Annotated in this window: 17 protein-coding genes; 5 read left to right on the plus strand and 12 right to left on the minus strand. The window is 69.9% G+C overall.

Translation table 11 applies throughout. The features are described from left to right. Positions 1 to 28: 28 nt before the first annotated feature. From phbB to DES41_RS14335, 4 genes are all read left to right on the plus strand, one after another. Positions 29 to 778: an acetoacetyl-CoA reductase gene (gene phbB, locus DES41_RS14320; protein WP_114468305.1), complete on the plus strand. Its 750-nt coding sequence runs from the start codon at positions 29 to 31 to the stop codon at positions 776 to 778. Between the two features lie 7 nt (positions 779 to 785). After that, positions 786 to 1484: a DUF6781 family protein gene (locus DES41_RS14325; protein ID WP_114468306.1), complete on the plus strand. Its 699-nt coding sequence runs from the start codon at positions 786 to 788 to the stop codon at positions 1482 to 1484. Between the two features lie 113 nt (positions 1485 to 1597). Further along, the gene (locus DES41_RS14330; protein ID WP_114468307.1) at positions 1598 to 3391 is read left to right on the plus strand and encodes a sensor histidine kinase; all 1794 of its coding nucleotides are present in this window, start codon (positions 1598 to 1600) and stop codon (positions 3389 to 3391) included. After that, positions 3388 to 4758 (plus strand): sigma-54-dependent transcriptional regulator, encoded by a 1371-nt coding sequence (locus tag DES41_RS14335; protein WP_211332976.1) that lies wholly within the window; start codon positions 3388 to 3390, stop codon positions 4756 to 4758. The genes DES41_RS14330 and DES41_RS14335 overlap by 4 nt, the downstream gene beginning before the upstream one ends. Here DES41_RS14335 and queC read toward each other — a convergent pair. The 10 genes from queC to DES41_RS14385 form a co-directional block, all read right to left on the minus strand. Next, positions 4755 to 5477 (minus strand): 7-cyano-7-deazaguanine synthase QueC, encoded by a 723-nt coding sequence (gene queC / locus DES41_RS14340; protein WP_425466363.1) that lies wholly within the window; start codon positions 5475 to 5477, stop codon positions 4755 to 4757. The genes DES41_RS14335 and queC overlap by 4 nt on opposite strands. Continuing rightward, complete coding sequence (gene xylB / locus DES41_RS14345; protein ID WP_114468309.1) at positions 5474 to 6946, minus strand: xylulokinase; 1473 nt, start codon at positions 6944 to 6946, stop codon at positions 5474 to 5476. Before xylB ends, queC begins: the two co-directional genes overlap by 4 nt. A 10-nt stretch (positions 6947 to 6956) precedes the next feature. Then, positions 6957 to 7886: an AraC family transcriptional regulator gene (locus DES41_RS14350; RefSeq protein WP_114468310.1), complete on the minus strand. Its 930-nt coding sequence runs from the start codon at positions 7884 to 7886 to the stop codon at positions 6957 to 6959. A gap of 4 nt (positions 7887 to 7890) precedes the next feature. Then, positions 7891 to 8847, minus strand: a complete 957-nt coding sequence (locus tag DES41_RS14355; protein ID WP_114468311.1) for a carbohydrate kinase family protein — start codon at positions 8845 to 8847, stop codon at positions 7891 to 7893. Beyond that, the gene (dalD, locus tag DES41_RS14360; RefSeq protein WP_114468433.1) at positions 8844 to 10235 is read right to left on the minus strand and encodes a D-arabinitol 4-dehydrogenase; all 1392 of its coding nucleotides are present in this window, start codon (positions 10233 to 10235) and stop codon (positions 8844 to 8846) included. The genes DES41_RS14355 and dalD overlap by 4 nt, the downstream gene beginning before the upstream one ends. A 24-nt stretch (positions 10236 to 10259) precedes the next feature. Beyond that, positions 10260 to 11294, minus strand: coding sequence for an ABC transporter ATP-binding protein (locus DES41_RS14365; protein WP_114468312.1), 1035 nt, complete (start codon positions 11292 to 11294; stop codon positions 10260 to 10262). Between the two features lie 12 nt (positions 11295 to 11306). After that, positions 11307 to 12143, minus strand: coding sequence for a carbohydrate ABC transporter permease (locus tag DES41_RS14370; protein WP_114468313.1), 837 nt, complete (start codon positions 12141 to 12143; stop codon positions 11307 to 11309). Positions 12144 to 12145: 2 nt separating this feature from the next. Beyond that, positions 12146 to 13003 carry a carbohydrate ABC transporter permease gene (locus tag DES41_RS14375; protein ID WP_114468314.1) on the minus strand — a complete coding sequence of 286 codons (858 nt, stop codon included), beginning with the start codon at positions 13001 to 13003 and terminating at the stop codon, positions 12146 to 12148. 19 nt (positions 13004 to 13022) lie between these two features. Beyond that, the gene (locus DES41_RS14380) at positions 13023 to 14330 is read right to left on the minus strand and encodes an ABC transporter substrate-binding protein (protein WP_114468315.1); all 1308 of its coding nucleotides are present in this window, start codon (positions 14328 to 14330) and stop codon (positions 13023 to 13025) included. 136 nt (positions 14331 to 14466) lie between these two features. Continuing rightward, positions 14467 to 15318 carry an SIR2 family NAD-dependent protein deacylase gene (locus tag DES41_RS14385; protein WP_114468316.1) on the minus strand — a complete coding sequence of 284 codons (852 nt, stop codon included), beginning with the start codon at positions 15316 to 15318 and terminating at the stop codon, positions 14467 to 14469. Positions 15319 to 15394: 76 nt separating this feature from the next. Here DES41_RS14385 and DES41_RS14390 point away from each other — a divergent pair, with 76 nt between their 5' ends. Further along, positions 15395 to 15643, plus strand: coding sequence for a hypothetical protein (locus DES41_RS14390; protein WP_147282856.1), 249 nt, complete (start codon positions 15395 to 15397; stop codon positions 15641 to 15643). Here DES41_RS14390 and DES41_RS14395 read toward each other — a convergent pair whose 3' ends face one another. Both DES41_RS14395 and DES41_RS14400 read right to left on the minus strand, forming a co-directional pair. Then, positions 15644 to 16741 (minus strand): XdhC family protein, encoded by a 1098-nt coding sequence (locus tag DES41_RS14395; protein ID WP_114468318.1) that lies wholly within the window; start codon positions 16739 to 16741, stop codon positions 15644 to 15646. A 28-nt stretch (positions 16742 to 16769) separates the two neighbouring features. Beyond that, a complete protein-coding gene (locus DES41_RS14400; RefSeq protein WP_114468319.1) occupies positions 16770 to 17309 on the minus strand; it encodes an SRPBCC family protein in 540 nt (179 codons plus the stop codon). Positions 17310 to 17326: the final 17 nt, after the last annotated feature.

Consider the following 17326-nt stretch of genomic DNA (forward strand, 5'->3'; position numbering starts at 1 on the left):
TTTTTCAACACGACGAGGAGAGACAGACATGAGCGAGAACAACAAGGTGGTGCTGGTCACCGGCGGCATGGGCGGACTGGGCGAGACCATCTCGACCAAGATGGTGGATGCGGGCTACACGGTGGCCGTGACCTATTCGCCGGGCAACACATCGCACGCGCAGTGGGTGGACCAGATGGCGTCGCGCGGCTACAAGATCACGGCCGTGGCCTGCGACGTGGCCGACTACGACTCCTGCGTGCGGGCCGTGGGCGAGGTGCAGGCCGTGCTGGGCCCCATCGACGTGCTGGTGAATAACGCCGGCATCACACGCGACATGACCTTCAAGAAGATGGACACGGTCAACTGGAACGCGGTGATGCGGACCAACCTGGACAGCCTGTTCAACATGAGCAAGCAGGTCGCTGACGGCATGGTGGAGCGCGGCTGGGGCCGCATCATCAACGTCTCTTCCGTCAACGGCTCCAAGGGCGCGTTCGGCCAGACCAACTATTCGGCCGCCAAGGCCGGCGTGCACGGCTTCACCAAGGCGCTGGCGCTGGAAGTGGCCAAGAAGGGCGTGACGGTCAACACCATCTCGCCGGGCTACATCGGCACCAAGATGGTCACGGCGATTCCGAAGGAAGTGCTGGACAGCAAGATCCTGCCGCACATCCCGGTCGGCCGCCTGGGCAAGCCGGAGGAAGTGGCGGGCCTGATCATCTACCTGGCCTCGGAAGAAGCCGCCTTCGTGACGGGCGCGAACATCGCCATCAATGGCGGCCAACACATGCAATGAGCACGACATGATCTTCAAACACGGCATCGACCAGGCCGCACTGGTCACGCAATTCACCGAAGCCTCGGCCAAGCAGGGCGAAACCGTTCGCAAGGCGGTGCACGAGGCCACGCTCAAGGCCTTGCAGAGCCGCGAGCTGACGCTGGCCAACATCCGCCAGGTGCTGGGCACCGTGACCAAGGCGGCCTCGGCCGGCGCGGCCGGCAGCCCCCTGCCGGCGCCTGACGTGGAGGCGTTGCTGGGCAAGGCCTTCGCCGGCATGGACAGCGCACTAGAGCAGGCCGTCCAGGCCAGCCAGCGCGCGCTGCAGCAGATGCTGGACCAGGGCGCCAACCTGCGCGAGACGCAGCTCAAGAAGGCGCTGGCCGACATCGAGAAGATGGAGGACGCGCTGTTCGCCAGCGTGCGCAAGGCCGCAGCCGGCGCGGGTGCGACGGCAGCCCTGCCCGAAGGCCCCTGGACGCCGGTGCTTGCCAAGCTGCAGGGCCAGCACACCGGCACCGGCGCGCGTGCCACGGCGGCCGTCGAGCAGCTGATGGCCGACACGCAGAAGAGCCTGCGCGACGGACGGGCCATGGGCCTGCGCGTCTCGCAGGCCATGCTGGACAGCTACGCCACGCTGGTCAGCGGCGTGCTGATCGGCATGTCCGATGCGCTGCAGCGGGGCGCCGCGCCCGCAGCGGCCAAGAAGACCGCCAGGCGCTGATCCACCACGGGCACAGCGGACGATGGACGACGCCCCGCAAAGAAAGTCGCCCCTGCGGCCAGCCCGGGGCTGCTCCCGATGCGGCGCCTGCCAGCTTGTGCAATAAGGGGCGCATGGGCTCGGTTGGCGACGCGCGTTCTCCGCAATCCCGGCGCCGGTGGCGCTGGGCACGCTGGAGCGCCGCGCTGGCCCTGGTGGCGCTGGCAGCGGTCGCCGGCCACCGGCTGGCCCTGCATGCCGCCGTCGACCGCCTGCGCGAGGCGGCCGACCACCGGCTCGACATGCTGGCCAGCGCGCTCGAGTCCGAGCTGACCCGCTTCGCGCACCTGCCCGCGCTGCTGGAGATGATGCCGGTGGTGCCCGCGCTGCTGGCCGCGCCGGCCGACGCCGCGCTGCGCGCCGCCGTCAACCGCTACCTGGGCGGCGTGAACGCCACCGCCGGCGCCGACATGCTCTATGTGCTGGACGCGGCCGGCGTCTCGTTGGCCGCCTCCGACTTCGACAAGCCGGGCACCACCGTGGGCCAGGACCTGTCGTTCCGCCCGTACGTCGCCGACGCCCTGCAGCACGGGCATGGCAGCTTCTACGGCATGGGCATCACCAGCAAGCGGCCGGGCTATTTCGTGTCGTATGCGCTGCGCGACGACCTGCCGGCGCGCGGCGTGGTGGCCGTCAAGGTCGACCTGGCCGGCACCGAGCGCAGCTGGCGCAGCCTGCCGGGCGACGTGGTGCTGCTCGACGAGCGCGGCGTGGTCATCCTCTCGACGCGCGACGAACTGCGCTTTCGCCCGGTCCGCCCGCTCGACGCGTTGCAGCTGGCCGAGCTGGAGCGCGCCCGCCCCTATGGCAACGCCGCACTGCAGCCCCTGCCCTGGACGCACCGCGAGCAGCTCGCCCGCCAGGTGTCGGTCATCGCACTCGAAGGGCGCGACCAGCTGGCCAGCGCACGCACGCTGCGCAGTGCGCCGTGGCAGCTGATCGCCCTGGACGACCTGGCGCCCGCGCGCACATCGGCCCGCAATGGCGCCTTCACGGCTGCGCTGGCCATGTCGGTGCTGCTGCTGCTGGCCGTGACGCTGTGGCAGCGCCGCCGCGCCGTGCGCCACAAGCTGGCCAACCAGGCGGCGCTGCAGCAGGCGCACGACACGCTGGAATCGACCGTCGTCGCGCGGACGGCGCAGTTGCGCGAGGCGCAGAACGAACTCGTGCACGCTGGCAAGATGGGCGCGCTGGGCCAGATGTCCGCCGGCCTGGTGCACGAGCTGAACCAGCCGCTCACCGCGATGCGCACGCTGGCCGAGAGTGCCGCCATCCTGCTGGAGCAGCACCGGCCGCAGGAGGTGCAGGACAACCTGCACCGCATCACGCGCATGGTCGACCGGCTGGCGCGGCTGACCACGCAGCTCAAGACCTTCGCGCACAAGGCCGAGACGCCGGGCGCGCCGGTGCCGCTGGCGCATTGCCTGGCCGATGCGCAGGCCAGCGTGGCCGAGGCCGCCCGGCAGGCCGGGGTGCAAACCGTGCTCGATCTGCAACCGCCCGAGCTGCAGGTGCTGGCGGACGAGGCCGCGCTGAGCAGCGTGCTGGTGAACCTGATGCGCAACGCGATCGAGGCCATGCAGGCCACGCCCGAGCGCACGCTGCGCATCACGGCGCAGCGCCGCGGCGGGCGCGCCGTGGTCGAGGTGCGCGACACCGGCCACGGCATCGCCGCCGACATCCTGCCGCGCCTGTTCGAACCCTTTGTGACCAGCAAGCCGGCCGGCGCCGGGCTGGGTCTGGGGCTGGTGATCTCGGCGCAGCTGCTGCGCGCGCTGAACGGCAGCCTGAGCGCCCACAACACGGCGGGTGGCGGCGCCTGCTTCGTGATCGAACTCGACGCCGTGCCCCCATCTCCCACAACATGAACAAGACGATGAACACCATGGCCACCATCCGCGTCCTGCTGGTCGAGGACGACGAGGACGTCCGCCTGAGCACCGCCCAGGTGCTGCAGCTGGCCGGCTTCGAAGTCGATGGCTTCGCCAGCGTCGAGGCCGCACGTGCCCAGATCCGGCCGGGCGCGCCGGTGGTGGTGGTCTGCGACGTCAAGCTGCCGGGCACCAGCGGCACCGACTGGCTGCAGCAGATCCGCACCACCGATGCCGACCTGCCCGTGATCCTGGTCACCGGCCACGGCCACATCGCGATGGCGGTGCAGGCCATGCGCGATGGCGCCTACGACTTCATCGAGAAGCCGTTCACGCGCGAGCGGCTGGCGGCCATCGTGCGCCATGCGGTCGAGCGCCGGCAGCTGGCGCTGCAGGTGCGCGAGCTGCGTGACGCGCTGGAGAACTGGCACGGCATCCAGGCGCTGCTGATCGGCCGCTCGGCCGAGATGCAGAAGGTGCGGCGCACCGTGATGGCGCTGGCCGACACCTCGGCCGACGTGCTGATCTACGGCGAGACCGGCACCGGCAAGGAGCTGGTGGCGCGCTGCCTGCACGAGCACAGCGAGCGCCGGCGCAGGAACTTCGTGCCGATCAACTGCGGCGGCCTGCCCGAGAACCTGGCCGAGAGCGAACTGTTCGGCCACGAAGCCGGCGCCTTCACCAGCGCCAACCGGCTGCGCGTGGGCAAGTTCGAGCATGCCGACGGCGGCACGCTGTTCCTGGACGAGATCGAGAGCATGCCGATGGGCGTGCAGATCAAGCTGCTGCGCGCGCTGCAGGAGCGCTCCATCGAGCGCATCGGCTCCAACAAGACCATCCCGGTCGACTGCCGCATCGTGGCGGCCAGCAAGAGCGACCTGCAGGAGCTGTCGGAGCAGCACAAGTTCCGGGCCGACCTGTACTACCGGATCGGCGTGGCCTTCATCGAGCTGCCCCCGCTGCGCGAGCGGCGCGAGGACATCCCGCTGCTGTTCGAGCATTTCTGCCTGATGGCGGCCAGCCGCTTCAGCGCCGCCGTGCCCGAACTCAGCGGCGCGCAGCTGGCCGACCTGATGGGCTATGGCTGGCCCGGCAATGTGCGCGAGCTGCGCAACGTGGCCGACCGCTTCGTGCTGGGGCTGCCCGGCGAACGGCTCACGCGCGGGCGCGGCACCGGGGATGGGCAGGCCCTGCCGCGCAGCCTGCCGCTGCAGGTCGAGGCCTACGAGCGCGCTGTGGTGGTGGAGATGCTGCGCCGCCACCAGGGCGACCAGTCGGCCACCGCCCAGGCGCTGGGCATCGCGCGCCAGACGCTCCACGACAAGCTGCGCAAGCTGGCGATCGTGGCCGACGAGTTTCGCTAGCCGCCCGGTGGGGTGGCGCCAGGCGACTGGTACTGGTGCCAGCCCCGGGCCCGGAGCTGGCAGGCAGGACAGTCGCCGCAGCCATAGCCCCAGGCGTGCAGCGCACCGCGCTCGCCCAGGTAGCAGGTGTGGGTGTGCTCCACGATCAGCCCGACCAGCGCGCTGCCGCCCAGGCGCTCGGCCAGGCGCCAGGTGTCGGCCTTGTCGATCCACATGAGGGGCGTGTCGATCAGGATGCGCCGGTCCATGCCCAGCGACAGCGCGATCTGCATGGCCTTGATGGTGTCGTCGCGGCAATCCGGGTAGCCGGAGAAATCGGTCTCGCAGACGCCCGTGACCAGCACGTCCAGCCCGCGCCGGTAGGCCAGCGCGGCTGCCAGTGTCAGGAACAGGAGGTTGCGGCCCGGCACGAAGCTGTTGGGCAGGCCCTGCTCCTGCATTTCCATGGCGATGTCGCGCGTGAGCGAGGTCTCACTGATCTCGCCGAGCACGGGCACGGCCAGCAGGTGGTCTTCGCCCAGGCGCTCCGCCCAGTGCGGGAACTGCGCGCGGAACTGGCGCAGCACCTCGAGCCGCGCATCGAGCTCGATGCGGTGGCGCTGGCCGTAGTCGAAGGCGATGGTTTCGACGCGCGCGTACTGCTCCAGCGCGTGGGCCAGGCAGGTGGTGGAATCCTGGCCGCCCGAGAACAGCACCAGGGCATTGCGGGGCAGACTCATGCCGATCCCTGCGCAAACACAGGTTTCAGCGCGGCATACACCGCACGGAAGCGTTCCATGCGCGGCTGGTGCAGTTCGGCCGTGCCCTCGCCCGGCGTGAACAAGCCGCGCCGTGGCGGCACGGTGCAGACCGTGGCCTCGTCGCCGCCATCGGCCAGCCAGGCCAGGCGCGCGGCACCCAGGGCGCCACCCGACTCACCGCCCGCGCCCAGGGCCAGGGGCGCTTGCAGGATGTCGGCCAGCAGCTGCGACCACCAGGCGCTGCGCGCGCCGCCGCCCACCAGCGACAGCGGCCTGGCACCGGGGGGGCGCGACAGCGTGTCCAGCCCGTCGCGCAGGCCATGGCCCACGCCCTCGACCACCGCGTAGGCGATGTCGGCACGCGAATGCGCAGGCGTGAGCCCGTACAGCACGCCGCGCGCTTGCGCATCGTTGTGCGGCGAGCGCTCGCCCGACAGGTAGGGCAGGAACAGCGGCGCCTGGGCACGCGCCGCGTTGTCCAGCGAAGCCGCGGCATGGAAGAAGCCTGGGATGTCGGCAAAGCCGAAGGCGCGCACGCCCCAATCCACGCTGCTGGCGGCCGAGAGCATGACCGACATCTGGTGCCAGCGGCCCGGCAGCGCATGGCAGAAGGCGTGCACGGCGCGCGCCGGGTTCGGTGCGAAGCCGTCGGTGCAGACGAAGATCACGCCCGAGGTACCGAGCGAGACGAAGCCCTGCCCCGGTGCCACCAGGCCCATGCCGACCGCGCTGGCGGCGTTGTCGCCACCGCCGCCAGCGATCGGAATGCCGGCCGGCAGGCCCCAGCGCTGCGCGAGTTCGGGCTTGATCCGGGCCGACACCGCACTGCCCTCGACCAGGCGGGGCATGTGCGCGCGCGTGAGGCCGGTGGCGGCCAGCAGTTCGTCGGACCAATCGCGCCGGGCCACGTCCAGCCACAGCGTGCCGGAGGCGTCGGACATGTCGCTGACGGCCTCCCCGCTCATGGCCAGGCGCAGCCAGTCCTTGGGCAGCAGCACGCGGCGCGTGCGCGCGAAGATCCCGGGCTCGTGCTCGCGCACCCACAGCAGCTTGGGCGCGGTGAAGCCCGGCATGGCCAGGTTGCCGGTGATGCGGGCCAGGTTGGGCACGGCCTGCGTGAGCAGCTCGCACTGCGCGGCGCTGCGGCCGTCGTTCCACAGGATGGCCGGGCGCAGCACGGCGTCGGCCTCGTCGAGCAGCACGGCACCGTGCATGTGGCCGGACAAGCCGATCGCGCGCACGCTGCGCATGGCGTCGGGATGGCGGGCGCGCAGCGCCGTCATCACGCTGTCCAGCGCCTCGATCCAGGCGTCGGGCCTCTGCTCGGACCACTGGGGCTGTGGCCGTTGGACGGTCAGCGTCGCATGCGCCACGCCGACGACGCCATGGTCGTCGGCCAGCAGCAAGGCTTTGAGTTCGGAAGTTCCGAGATCGAGTCCCAGGTACATGGAAAAGGCTTCAAGATGCGCCGCCGAAGCGATGTTCCGCCTGGCGGCGAAACTCCGTGGGCGTCACGCCCTTGAGCTCCAGAAAACGGCGGTTGAAGTTTGCCACGTTGTTGAAGCCCACTTGGTAGCAGATGTCGGCCACGAAATGGTCGGTCTGCATCAGCAGGCGGCAGGCGCTGTTGATGCGCACCATGTTCACGAAGTCGGTGAAGCTGTTGCCCGTGGCGCGCTTGAAGAAGCGCGACAGCCGGCTCTCGCCCATGCCCAGCTCGCCGGCCAGGTCCGCCAGGCTGACCGAGGCCGTCAGGTCGCCCGTGATGCGGTCCACGATGCGGTTGATCTGCTCGAGCTCGCCGTCGCCCTCGGCGCTCTGGATCTGCACCGTGGACAGCAGCCGGTAGTCGCTGCACTGGGCCAGGTCGGCCAGGTATTCGCAGAAGTGGCCGAACCGGCGCACGCCGCGCGTGGCCTTGACAGCCTGCCAGTGGGCATGGGCGCGGTCGGACATGCCGAAGAACTCGATGCCGTGCCGCGCGCGCTGCAGCAGCGCCATGACCTCGCGCAGCTCGGGCAGCTCGCGCGCGGCGCGTTCGAGCGGCCCGTGCTCGAACTGGATCACGAGGTCGCGCTCGGCCACGCCCTCGCCCGCATCGAGCGAGATCCAGTTGTGCGGCAGGCGTGGGCCACACAGCACCAGGTGGCCGGGCTCGAACTGGCCGATCCAGTCGCCCACGAAGGCCTTGCCCGAGGTGCAGGTGATCAGGTGCAGCTCGTATTCGTCGTGGACATGCCAGCGCGCCAGCGGTGTCGGAAAGCCGTGCGCGAGGCAGCGCACGAGGCCGCCGTCCTCGGGCGCCTCGTAGCCGAGCGCGGGCGAGCGTGCGAACTCGCCTTCCAGTTCGGGATGGCGCTGGCGCGGGCGGCTGCGCGGTGCGGGCATGCGTTCAGCCGAGGGGTGCCTGCGCTTGCAAGGCCTCGACCGCCGCGCGCTGCGGCGGGTCGGCGCCTTCGCGCGCGCAGTTCAGGGCAGCGGCCGTGGCCGCGAAGCGCAGCACCGCCGCCCAGGCGTGGTCCGGCAGCGCGGCCAGCGCCTGCGCGTGCTGCACGCCCTGGTCGAGCAAGGCCACCGAGAGGCCAGCGCCGAAGGTGTCGCCGGCACCGATGGTGTCGACCACCTGCACGGGCGGCGGCCGCACCGCGAGCGGCGGCCGGCCGCGGCGGTACAGCGTGGCACCCTGGGCGCCGCGGGTGAGCAGCACCGCGACCGGGCCGGCCTGCAACCAGGCGAGGGCCGCCCGCTCCAGCGGCTGGCCGGGGGCCAGCAGCGTGCAGTCCTCGTCGCTGAGCTTGAGCAGCTCGCATTCGGCGATGCATTCGGCGCAGCGCGCGCGCCAGGCCGGCAGGTCCTGGACCAGGCTGGGGCGGGCATTGGGGTCGAACACGCGCAGCACCCGGCCGCGCTGGGCGCGCGCGAAGTCCAGCACGCGCTGGCCCGAGGGTTCGCGCGTCAGCAGGTTGGAGCCATAGTGCAGCCAGCGGCAGCCGTCGGGCAGGGTGGGCAGCGGATCGGGCGCCCACAGCACGTCGGCCGTGCCCTGCATGTAGAAGGCGTAGCGGTTGGTCTGCGGAGTGCGCTCCACGAAGGCCAGCGTGCTGGGCGCGCTGCTGCGCAGCACCAGGTCGGTGGCGATGCCGTTGGCCTGCAGATGGGCCAGCAGGCGCTCGCCGAACAGGTCGGTGGAGAGCTGGGTGAGGTAGCCCACGGCTGCGCCCAGCCGCGCAGCCGCGACGGCGCCGTTGAGCAGCGCGCCGCCCACATGGCCCTGCAACTGCAGGTCCGCACCCGGCTGGGCCGTGAAGTCGATCAGGGCCTCGCCGATGAAGGCGATGCGAAAGCTCACGGCACCGCCCTCCCCTGCACGAACGCCGCGACACGCTGGTCGGCCTGGCGCAGCGCGGCCACCAGCCGTGCGTCGCCGGCCAGGTCGCCCCACAGCTGGCGGTCGGCCGCGAGCGCGGCTGCAGGATCGGCGGCGGCACAGATCGCGTGGGCAGTGGCCGGGTCCATGCCCTGGTCCTGGTAGGCGTAGGGCAGCTCGCCTGCATGCCAGCGCTGCAGGAAAGCCAGGAACAGCGCGGGCAGCATGGCCACCGCGGCGATGGGCTGGCCGGCCGCCAGCCGCTCGCGCACCGTGGGCGCGATGAAGCCGGGGATCTTGGCGAAGCCGTCGGCCGCCACGCGCTGGTTGGTGTCACGGATCGCCGGGTTGGCGAAGCGCTCCAGCACCACGTCGCGGTAGGCCGGCAGGTCCACCGGGCTGGGCGCACCGGGCCGCTGCAGGCAGGGGATCACGTCTTCGGTCACGTAGTCGTGGGCCATCTGTCGGATCGCAGGGTCGAGCGTGCCTTCGTGGATGTACTGCAAGCCGGCCAATGTACCTGCCCAGGCGATGCAGCTGTGGCTGGCGTTGAGGATGCGGATCTTGGCCTCCTCGTAGGGTTGGACCGAGCGCACCAGCTCCACGCCGACCTGCTCCCAGGCCGGGCGGCCGGCCGCGAAATCGTCCTCGATGACCCACTGGATGAAGCTCTCGCCCGTGACGGGCGCCGCATCTGCGATGCCGGTGGCCTGGCGCACGCGTTCGCGCAGTGCAGGCGGGGGGCGCGGCGTGATGCGGTCCACCATGGCGTTCGGGCAGGTGGTGTTCTGGCGTGTCCAGGCCGCGAGCGGGCCTTCGCCCGCGGCCTCGAGGAACGCCAGCAGCGCGGCGCGGAAGCGCTCGCCGTTGTGGCGCAGGTTGTCGCAGTTCAGCAGCGTGAGCGGGCCGGTGCCGGCGGCGCGGCGTGCGCGCAGGATGGCCGCCACGGCGCCGTAGACCGTCTCGCCGGCCTCGCCGCGCGCAGCCCGCGCGATGTCGGCCGCCAGTTCGGGCTGGCTGGGGTCGAGCTGGTGCGATGGGTCCAGGTAGTAGCCGGCCTCGGTCACCGTGAACGAGACGATGCGCGTGGCCGGGTCGGCGCCGCGCACCACCATGGCCGCCAGGCCGGGTGCATAGGCAATGATCTCGCGGATGGCGGTGATGCGCTCGTAGCGGCGCACGCCGGCCGGCGTGACGGTCTCCAGCGTGTAGGCGCCGCCCTGGTCGGCCAGGGCCTGCACCACGTCGGCCATGTCGGGGCGGATGTTGCAGCCGGACAGCTGCCAGCGCCGGTCGCCTCTGTCGATCAGGCGCTGCAGGTAGACGGCCTGGTGCGCCCGGTGGAAGGAGCCCAGGCCCAGGTGCAGGATGACGTAGGGTGCCACGGTGTGCGCTCAAGCCGTGGCCAGCGTGCGGCCATCGCGGTTGAACAGGTGCAGCACGGCGGGGTCGATCTCCACGCCCACCGTATCGCCCTCGGCCAGCTGCGTGCGCTCGTTCTGCCGCGCGATCATGTTCACGCCGTTCACGTCCACATGGATCAGCGTGTCCGAACCCAGCGCCTCGATCAGGTCGACGCGCCCCTGCAGGCCGGTGCGGTTGCCGGGCAGCACGCGCACGCCCTCGGGCCGCACACCCATGAAGCCGTCGATGGGCAGCCGGCCCTGCGTCATCTGCGCGATGCCGGGCAGCGCCTGCGCCGGCAGCATGTTCATCGACGGCATGCCGATGAACTGCGCGACGAAGCGGTTGGCCGGCCGGTCGTACAGGTCCAGCGGCGAGCCGACCTGCTCGATCAACCCGTCCTTGAGCACCACCACGCGGTCGGCCAGCGTCATGGCTTCCACCTGGTCGTGCGTCACGTAGATGGTGGTGGCGCCCAACGACTCGTGCAGCTTCTTGATCTCCACGCGCGTGTTGCCGCGCAGCGCGGCATCGAGGTTGGACAGCGGCTCGTCGAACAGGAACACCTTGGGCGCACGCACGATGGCGCGGCCGATGGCCACGCGCTGGCGCTGCCCGCCCGAAAGTTCCTTGGGCGTGCGCTGCAGGTAGTTGGTGAGGTTCAGCTGCGCGGCGGCGCGCTCGACCTTGGTCTTGATCTCGGCCGGGTCGACCTTGGCCAGCTTGAGTGCGAACGACATGTTGTCGTACACGCTCATGTGCGGGTACAGCGCATAGCTCTGGAACACCATGGCCAGGTCGCGCTTGCCCGAGGGCGCGTAGGTGATGTCGCGGCCATCCAGCATGAGCTGGCCGCTGCTGATGGGCTCCAGCCCGGCGATCAGCCGCAGCAGCGTGGACTTGCCGCAGCCCGAGGGGCCGACGAAGACGATGAACTCGCCCTTCTCGATCTTGAGGTCGACACCCTTGATGATGTGGGCGTCGCCGAAGCTCTTCTTGACGTTCTTGAGTTCCAGGTAGGACATTGGGGGCTCCGCTTACTTGACCGCACCGAAGGTGAGGCCCTGGACGAGTTGCTTCTGGCTGAACCAGCCGAAGACGACGATGGGTGCGATGGCCATCAGCGAAGCCGCCGACAGCTTGGCCCAGAACAGGCCCTCGGGGCTGGAGTAGGAGGCGATCAGCGTGGCCAGCGTGCCGGCCTTGGCGGAGGTCAGGTTGAGCGCCCAGAAGGCCTCGTTCCAGCTCAGCACCAGGCACAGCAGGCCGCACGAGGCCAGCCCGCCCACCGACAGCGGCAGCACCACCTCGCGGAACTCGGTCCACAGGTTGGCGCCGTCCATGCGCGCCGCCTCCAGGATCTCGGCCGGGATTTCCTTGTAGTTGGTGTAGAGCATCCAGACCATGATGGGCAGGTTGGACAACGTGAACACGAGGATCAGTGCAGGCAGCGAATCGAGCATGCCGGCGCTCTGCGCGAGCACGTAGATCGGCACCAGCGCGCCGACGGCCGGCATCATCTTGGTCGACAGCATCCACATCAGGATGTCGCGCGTGGCGCGGGTCTTGAAGAAGGCCATCGAGTACGCGGCCGGTGCGGCAATCGCCAGGCCCAGGATGGTCGAGGCCACGCTGGCGATCAGCGAGTTCCGTGCATAGAGCAGGTAGTCGCTGCGGCTCTGCACCTCGGCGAAGTTGTGCAGCGTGGGCTCGAACACGAACAGCGGCGGCACAGCGATGGCCTGCAGCTCGGTCTTGAAGGCCGTGAGGAACAGCCAGCCGAGCGGGAAGAACAGCAGCAGCGCGAGGGACCAGGCGACCACCGTGCGCAGCGCGGTGGGCCAGAAGGTGTTGGGAGGTTTGCTGGCCTGCATGGTCAATCCAGGTTCTTGCCGATGATGCGGATGAGGAAGGCCGCGACGATGTTGGCCAGCACCACCGCGAACAACGCGCCGGCCGAGGCCACGCCCACGTCGAAGTTCAAGAGCGACTGCTTGAAGATCATGTAGGTCAGGTTGGTGCTGGCGTTGCCGGGGCCGCCGCTGGTGGTGATCGCGATCTCGGCGAACACCGACAGCAGGAAGATCATCTCGATCATGATGACCACGGCCATGGCCCGGCCCAGGTGCGGCAGCGTCAGGTAGAAGAAGCGCTGCACGGCGGTGGCGCCGTCCATGCGCGCGGCCTCCATCTGCTCACGGTCCAGCGACTGCAGCGAGGTGATGAAGATCAGGCAGGCGAACGGCAGCCACTGCCAGGCCACCATGACGATGACCGAGAACAGCGGCAGGTCGGTCAGCCAGTCCACTGGCTCGGCGCCGAAGAACTTCCACAGGTTGGCCAGCACCCCGTAGATGGGGTTCATCATCATGTGCTTCCACAGCAGCGCGTTGACCGCGGGCATGACGAAGAAGGGCGAGATCAGCAGCACGCGCACGATGCCCTGGCCGGGGAACGGGTCGTTGACGAGCAGCGCCAGCAGCGTGCCGCCGATCAGCGTGATGAGGATCACGCTGCCGATCAGCACCAGCGTGTTGCCCACGGCCGGCCAGAAGTCCGGGTCGGTGACGAAGTACGCGAAGTTCTCCAGTCCCGCGAACGGACGTTCGCCGGGCTGCATGAGGTTGTAGCTGACGAACGAGAAGTACAGCGTCATCAGCAGCGGCACGATCGACCAGAGGAGGAGCGTGACGACCGCGGGGGCCATCAGGGCCCGGGGCAACAGCCGGTTCATGGGGAAGGCCTGCCTGTGCTTACTTGTAGTAGCCCGCCTTCTTCATCTCGCGCTCGGCCAGGGTCTGCGAGGTCTTGAGCGCCTGGTCCACCGTGGAGCGGCCGGCCAGTGCCGCGCTCATCTGCTGGCCCACGCCCACGCCGATGGCCTGGAACTCTGGGATGGCGGCGTACTGCACGCCGACGTAGGGCGACTTGGCCAGGGTGCTGTCGTTCGGGTTGGCCGAATCGATCGCCTTCTTTTCCGCCGCGGCGAACACGGCGACCTTCTGGAACTCGGGGTTGGCATAGGTGCTCTTGCGCGTGCCGGTGGGCACGGCATGCCAGCCATGGGTCTTGGCGACCAGGTTCACGTAGTCCTTGGAGGTGGCCCAGCGGATGAACTTCTGCGCGGCGTCGGCCTTCGTGGAGCTGGAAGGGATGGCCAGGTTCCAGGACCACAGCCAGTTCGCGCCCTTGGGCGTCACGGCGGTCGGCGCTTGCGCGAAGGCCACCTTGTCGGCCACCTTGGACTGCTTGGGGTCGCTGATGAACGATGCCGCGATGGTCGCGTCCACCCACTGCGCGCACTTGCCCTCGTTGAACAGCGCCAGGTTCTCGTTGAAGCTGTTGGCCGAGGCACCGGGCGGGCCGTACTGCTTCATGAGGTCCACGTAGAAGGTGATCGCGTCCTTCCAGGGCTTGGATTCGAGCTGCGGCTTCCAGGCCATGTCGAACCACTGGCCGCCCCAGGTGTTGACCATGGTGGTGATCAGCGCCATGTTGTCGCCCCAGCCCGGCTTGCCGCGCAGGCACATGCCGTAGACCCCCGCCTTGGGATCGTGCACCTTGGCGGCGAAGGCCTTGACCTGCTCCCAGGTCGGCTGGTCGCCGAGCTGCACGCCGGCCTTGTCGGCCAGGTCCTTGCGGTACATCAGCATGGAGCTCTCGGCGTAGAACGGCGCAGCGTAGAGCTTGCCCTCGTACGACAGGCCTTCGCGGATGGCAGGCAACAGGTCGTCCACATCGTAGGCCGCGTCGGTGGCGATGGGCTTGAGCCAGCCCTTCCTGGACCAGATCGGCGCCTCGTACAGGCCGATGGTCATGACGTCGAACTGGCCGCCCTTGGTGGCGATGTCGGTCGTCACGCGCTGGCGCAGCACGCCCTCTTCGAGCGTCACCCACTTGAGCTTGACGCCCGGGTTGGCCTTCTCGAACTCCGGCGTGAGCTTCTGCATCTCGATCATGTGGCCGTTGTTGACGGTGGCGATGACGAGCTCCTGGGCCTGGGCGGCCAGGGCGGCCGTGGCCAGTGCGGCCACGAGGGCGGTGCGGACGAAACGCTGCATGGTGTCTCCTGTCTTGGAATCGTGTGTGCCGCGATTCTGGAGACTCTGTCTTGCGTGTCTTGTCCTATTGGCCCCGCCTCTGATACTTTTATGCGCAATGAACCCCGGATATTCCCTTGGTTTTCACCATAGAGGATCAGTCCAGGGAACCAGGGACCTGTTCGGCGATGTCTTGCAGGGCCTGTAACGCCGGCGCCGGCATGGCCACGTCGTGCGGGCCGGTCACGGCGGCCTCGCGCGGGTTGATGCGCACCAGGCGGGCGCCCAGGCCGCGCTGCACCCCCTGCACGAAGTGGCGCACCGAAGGCACGGCCGTGCCCGCGCCGATCTCGACGACGACCAGCCGTGCACGCGTGCGGCGCAGGCCGGCCAGCCAGTCCTGCAGCTGCGCCGCCTGGGCCTGCTCGCGTTGCGCATTCCAATCGCCGTCGCCGAACATCAGGATGTTGGGCCGCGCGAGCGCGCCGCAGTGCGGGCAGCGCGGCGGCGCATTGAGGAGCCGGCACTGCCCGGTGTCGACCTCGGGCACGAACGCGTCCGCCGGCCAGACGGCGCCGCGGCAATCTTCCAGGCATTGCAGGTGGTGGATGGAGCCATGGCACTCCAGCAGCGCGGCGGGCGCCGTGCCGGCCTGCTGGAAATGGCCGTCGACGTTGCTGGTGAACACGGCCCAGCCCTGGCGCATGCGCCGGCCCCAGCCTTCGAGCAGCGCGAAGCCGGCATGCGGCGCCGTGGCACGGTACAGCGCCAGCCGGTGGCCGTAGAAGCCCCAGGCGAGGGCCGGGTCGCGCCGGAAGCTCGCCGGGGAAGCTGCGCTGTAGAAGTCGATGCCGGCGCGGCCGAGCGCCGGGTAGGCGCGCCAGAAACCCTCGGGACCGCGAAAGTCCGGCAGCCCCGAATCCACGCCCATGCCGGCGCCGGCGGCCACGAGCAATGCGTCGGCCTGTGCAATGCAGGCGGCGGCACGTTCGCTCGGGGATGCGGGCATGCGCCCTACTCTACAGAAGGCTTATCCACGCCGGGGGCGTTACATGGCTGTCATGCCCGCTGCCTACACTGGCCCCATGCACAAAGGCATCGTGATCGCAGTCGCGGCAACTGCGGGCCGCCTGGTCCTGGAACTCGAAGGCGGCCGCTGCGCCATCCTGCAATTCATCAAGGGCACGCGCGTGCGTGCAGGCGATGTGCTCGCAGGCAAGTTCTTCAACGTGGGCGGCGCCCGGCTGCAGCACCTGGACGGCCAGGCCGTGGTCTGCGCGATGCTCGGCTTTCGCACGCGCGAGACCGCGCTGCGCATGCTGCGGCAGGGCTGATCAGCGCGGCACGGCGCACACCGCCGGCGCGCCGGCAAGCGCCTGCTGCTCGTCCTCGTTGGCCGCGATGCCGCGCGCGTTCTTGGCATGCGTCACGGCCATGTCGCGCGGCAGCTGCACACCGTTCTTCACCGCGAGAATCTCGGCCATCACGCTGACGGCGATCTCCGCGGGCGTCTTGCTGCCGATGTAGATGCCGATGGGGCCGCGCAGGCGCGCCAGCGATGCGTCGGTCTGCTCGAAGTGCTCGACCATGCGCTGGTGGCGCGCCTCGTTGTTGCGCCGCGAGCCGATGGCGCCGACGTAGAACGCCGGGGTTTCCAGCGCCTCCAGCAGCGCCAGGTCGTCGAGCTTGGGGTCGTGCGTGAGCGCCACCACGCAGCTGCGCCGGTCGGGCCGGAATGCGCGCACCACGTCGTCGGGCATGTCGCGCAGCAGCGTGGCGCCGGCCACCGACCAGGCGCCGCGGTACTCCTCGCGCGGATCGCACACGGTGACGGCGAAGCCGGAGAACAGCGCCATCGTCGCCAGGTACTCGGTCAGTTGCCCGGCGCCGATCAGCAGCATGCGGTACTCGGGGCCGAAGGTGTTGGCCAGCGCGTCGGCATCCACGCTGAGCTCGGCTGGCGCATCGGCGGCCTCGATGGTGGCCAGGCCGTCGGCCAGGCGCACGCTGCGGCGCATCAGCCGGCCGCCTTCCAACGCGGTCACCAGCGCGGCCAGGCTCTCCGCATCGGGATCGTGTTCGAGCAGCAGCTCCAGCGTGCCGCCGCAGGGCAGGCCAAAACGGTGCGCCTCGTCGGCGGTGATGCCGTACTTGACGAACGCCGGCGGGCCCGACGGCATGCTGTGCGTGGCGTCGCCCTCGGCGGCCCCGGCCGAGGCATAGGCCTGGGTGTAGCGGTAGATCAGGTCGTCCTCGATGCAGCCGCCCGAGACCGAGCCGAGCACGGCCCCGTCTTCGTTCAGCGCCATGATGGAGCCGACCGGCCGGGGCGACGAACCCCAGGTGCGCACCACGGTCGCCAGCAGCGCGCGCTTGCCGGCCCGTCGCCAGTCGCGCAGGCCGCGCAGCACCATCACGTCGAGGTTTTCCATCGCGGTGTCCTTGCTTCGGCGCCTGGGGTCAGGCGTCCTTGTCCTTGTCCTTGCCCTTGCCGGTCAGCTTGGCGAGCCAGCCGGCTTTCTGCTCTTCGTCGGCCGGCGCCTCTTCGGCCGGGCCGTAGCGCTTGCGCATCTCGTTGTCGAAGCGCTTGAAGAAATCTTCCGACAGCGACTTGGCCGCGCCGTCGATGAGCCGCTGGCCCAGCTGCGCGACCTTGCCGCCCACCTGGGCCTGCACCGCGTACTGCAGTTCGCAGCCCTCGTCGTTGGGCACCAGGTTGACCTTGGCCGAGCCCTTGCCGAAACCCGCGACACCGCCCTGCCCTTCGAAGGCAATGGTGTAGCTGGCCGGCGCCACGATGTCGGCCAGCACGATCTTGCCGCCGAACTTGGCCGAGACCGGGCCGATCTTGAGCGCCATGCCGATGGCGTACTGGTTTTCGCCAGTGGCTTCGACCTTGTCGCAGCCGGGGATGCACAGCTTGAGCACCTCGGGGTCGTTCAATGCGTCCCAGGCCTGTTGCTGCGTGACGCCGAGTTGGCGGCTGCCTTGCATTTCCATGGTGGTTCCTCGTTGTT

Source organism: Pseudorhodoferax soli, from assembly GCF_003337555.1.
GTDB classification, from domain to species: Bacteria; Pseudomonadota; Gammaproteobacteria; order Burkholderiales; family Burkholderiaceae_C; genus Pseudorhodoferax; species Pseudorhodoferax soli.

Excerpts from the sequence above, each read along its gene's own strand:
- DES41_RS14400 (WP_114468319.1), bottom strand. The coding sequence starts at position 17,309 with ATGGAAATGCAAGGCAGCCGCCAACTCGGCGTCACGCAGCAACAGGCC.
- DES41_RS14365 (WP_114468312.1), bottom strand. The coding sequence starts at position 11,294 with ATGTCCTACCTGGAACTCAAGAACGTCAAGAAGAGCTTCGGCGACGCC.
- DES41_RS14390 (WP_147282856.1), top strand. The coding sequence starts at position 15,395 with ATGCACAAAGGCATCGTGATCGCAGTCGCGGCAACTGCGGGCCGCCTG.
- DES41_RS14350 (WP_114468310.1), bottom strand. The coding sequence starts at position 7,886 with ATGCCCGCACCGCGCAGCCGCCCGCGCCAGCGCCATCCCGAACTGGAA.
- DES41_RS14375 (WP_114468314.1), bottom strand. The coding sequence starts at position 13,003 with ATGAACCGGCTGTTGCCCCGGGCCCTGATGGCCCCCGCGGTCGTCACG.
- DES41_RS14335 (WP_211332976.1), top strand. The coding sequence starts at position 3,388 with ATGAACAAGACGATGAACACCATGGCCACCATCCGCGTCCTGCTGGTC.
- DES41_RS14380 (WP_114468315.1), bottom strand. The coding sequence starts at position 14,330 with ATGCAGCGTTTCGTCCGCACCGCCCTCGTGGCCGCACTGGCCACGGCC.
- xylB (WP_114468309.1), bottom strand. The coding sequence starts at position 6,946 with ATGTACCTGGGACTCGATCTCGGAACTTCCGAACTCAAAGCCTTGCTG.
- phbB (WP_114468305.1), top strand. The coding sequence starts at position 29 with ATGAGCGAGAACAACAAGGTGGTGCTGGTCACCGGCGGCATGGGCGGA.
- DES41_RS14385 (WP_114468316.1), bottom strand. The coding sequence starts at position 15,318 with ATGCCCGCATCCCCGAGCGAACGTGCCGCCGCCTGCATTGCACAGGCC.
- DES41_RS14330 (WP_114468307.1), top strand. The coding sequence starts at position 1,598 with ATGGGCTCGGTTGGCGACGCGCGTTCTCCGCAATCCCGGCGCCGGTGG.
- DES41_RS14395 (WP_114468318.1), bottom strand. The coding sequence starts at position 16,741 with ATGGAAAACCTCGACGTGATGGTGCTGCGCGGCCTGCGCGACTGGCGA.
- queC (WP_425466363.1), bottom strand. The coding sequence starts at position 5,477 with ATGAGTCTGCCCCGCAATGCCCTGGTGCTGTTCTCGGGCGGCCAGGAT.
- DES41_RS14370 (WP_114468313.1), bottom strand. The coding sequence starts at position 12,143 with ATGCAGGCCAGCAAACCTCCCAACACCTTCTGGCCCACCGCGCTGCGC.
- DES41_RS14325 (WP_114468306.1), top strand. The coding sequence starts at position 786 with ATGATCTTCAAACACGGCATCGACCAGGCCGCACTGGTCACGCAATTC.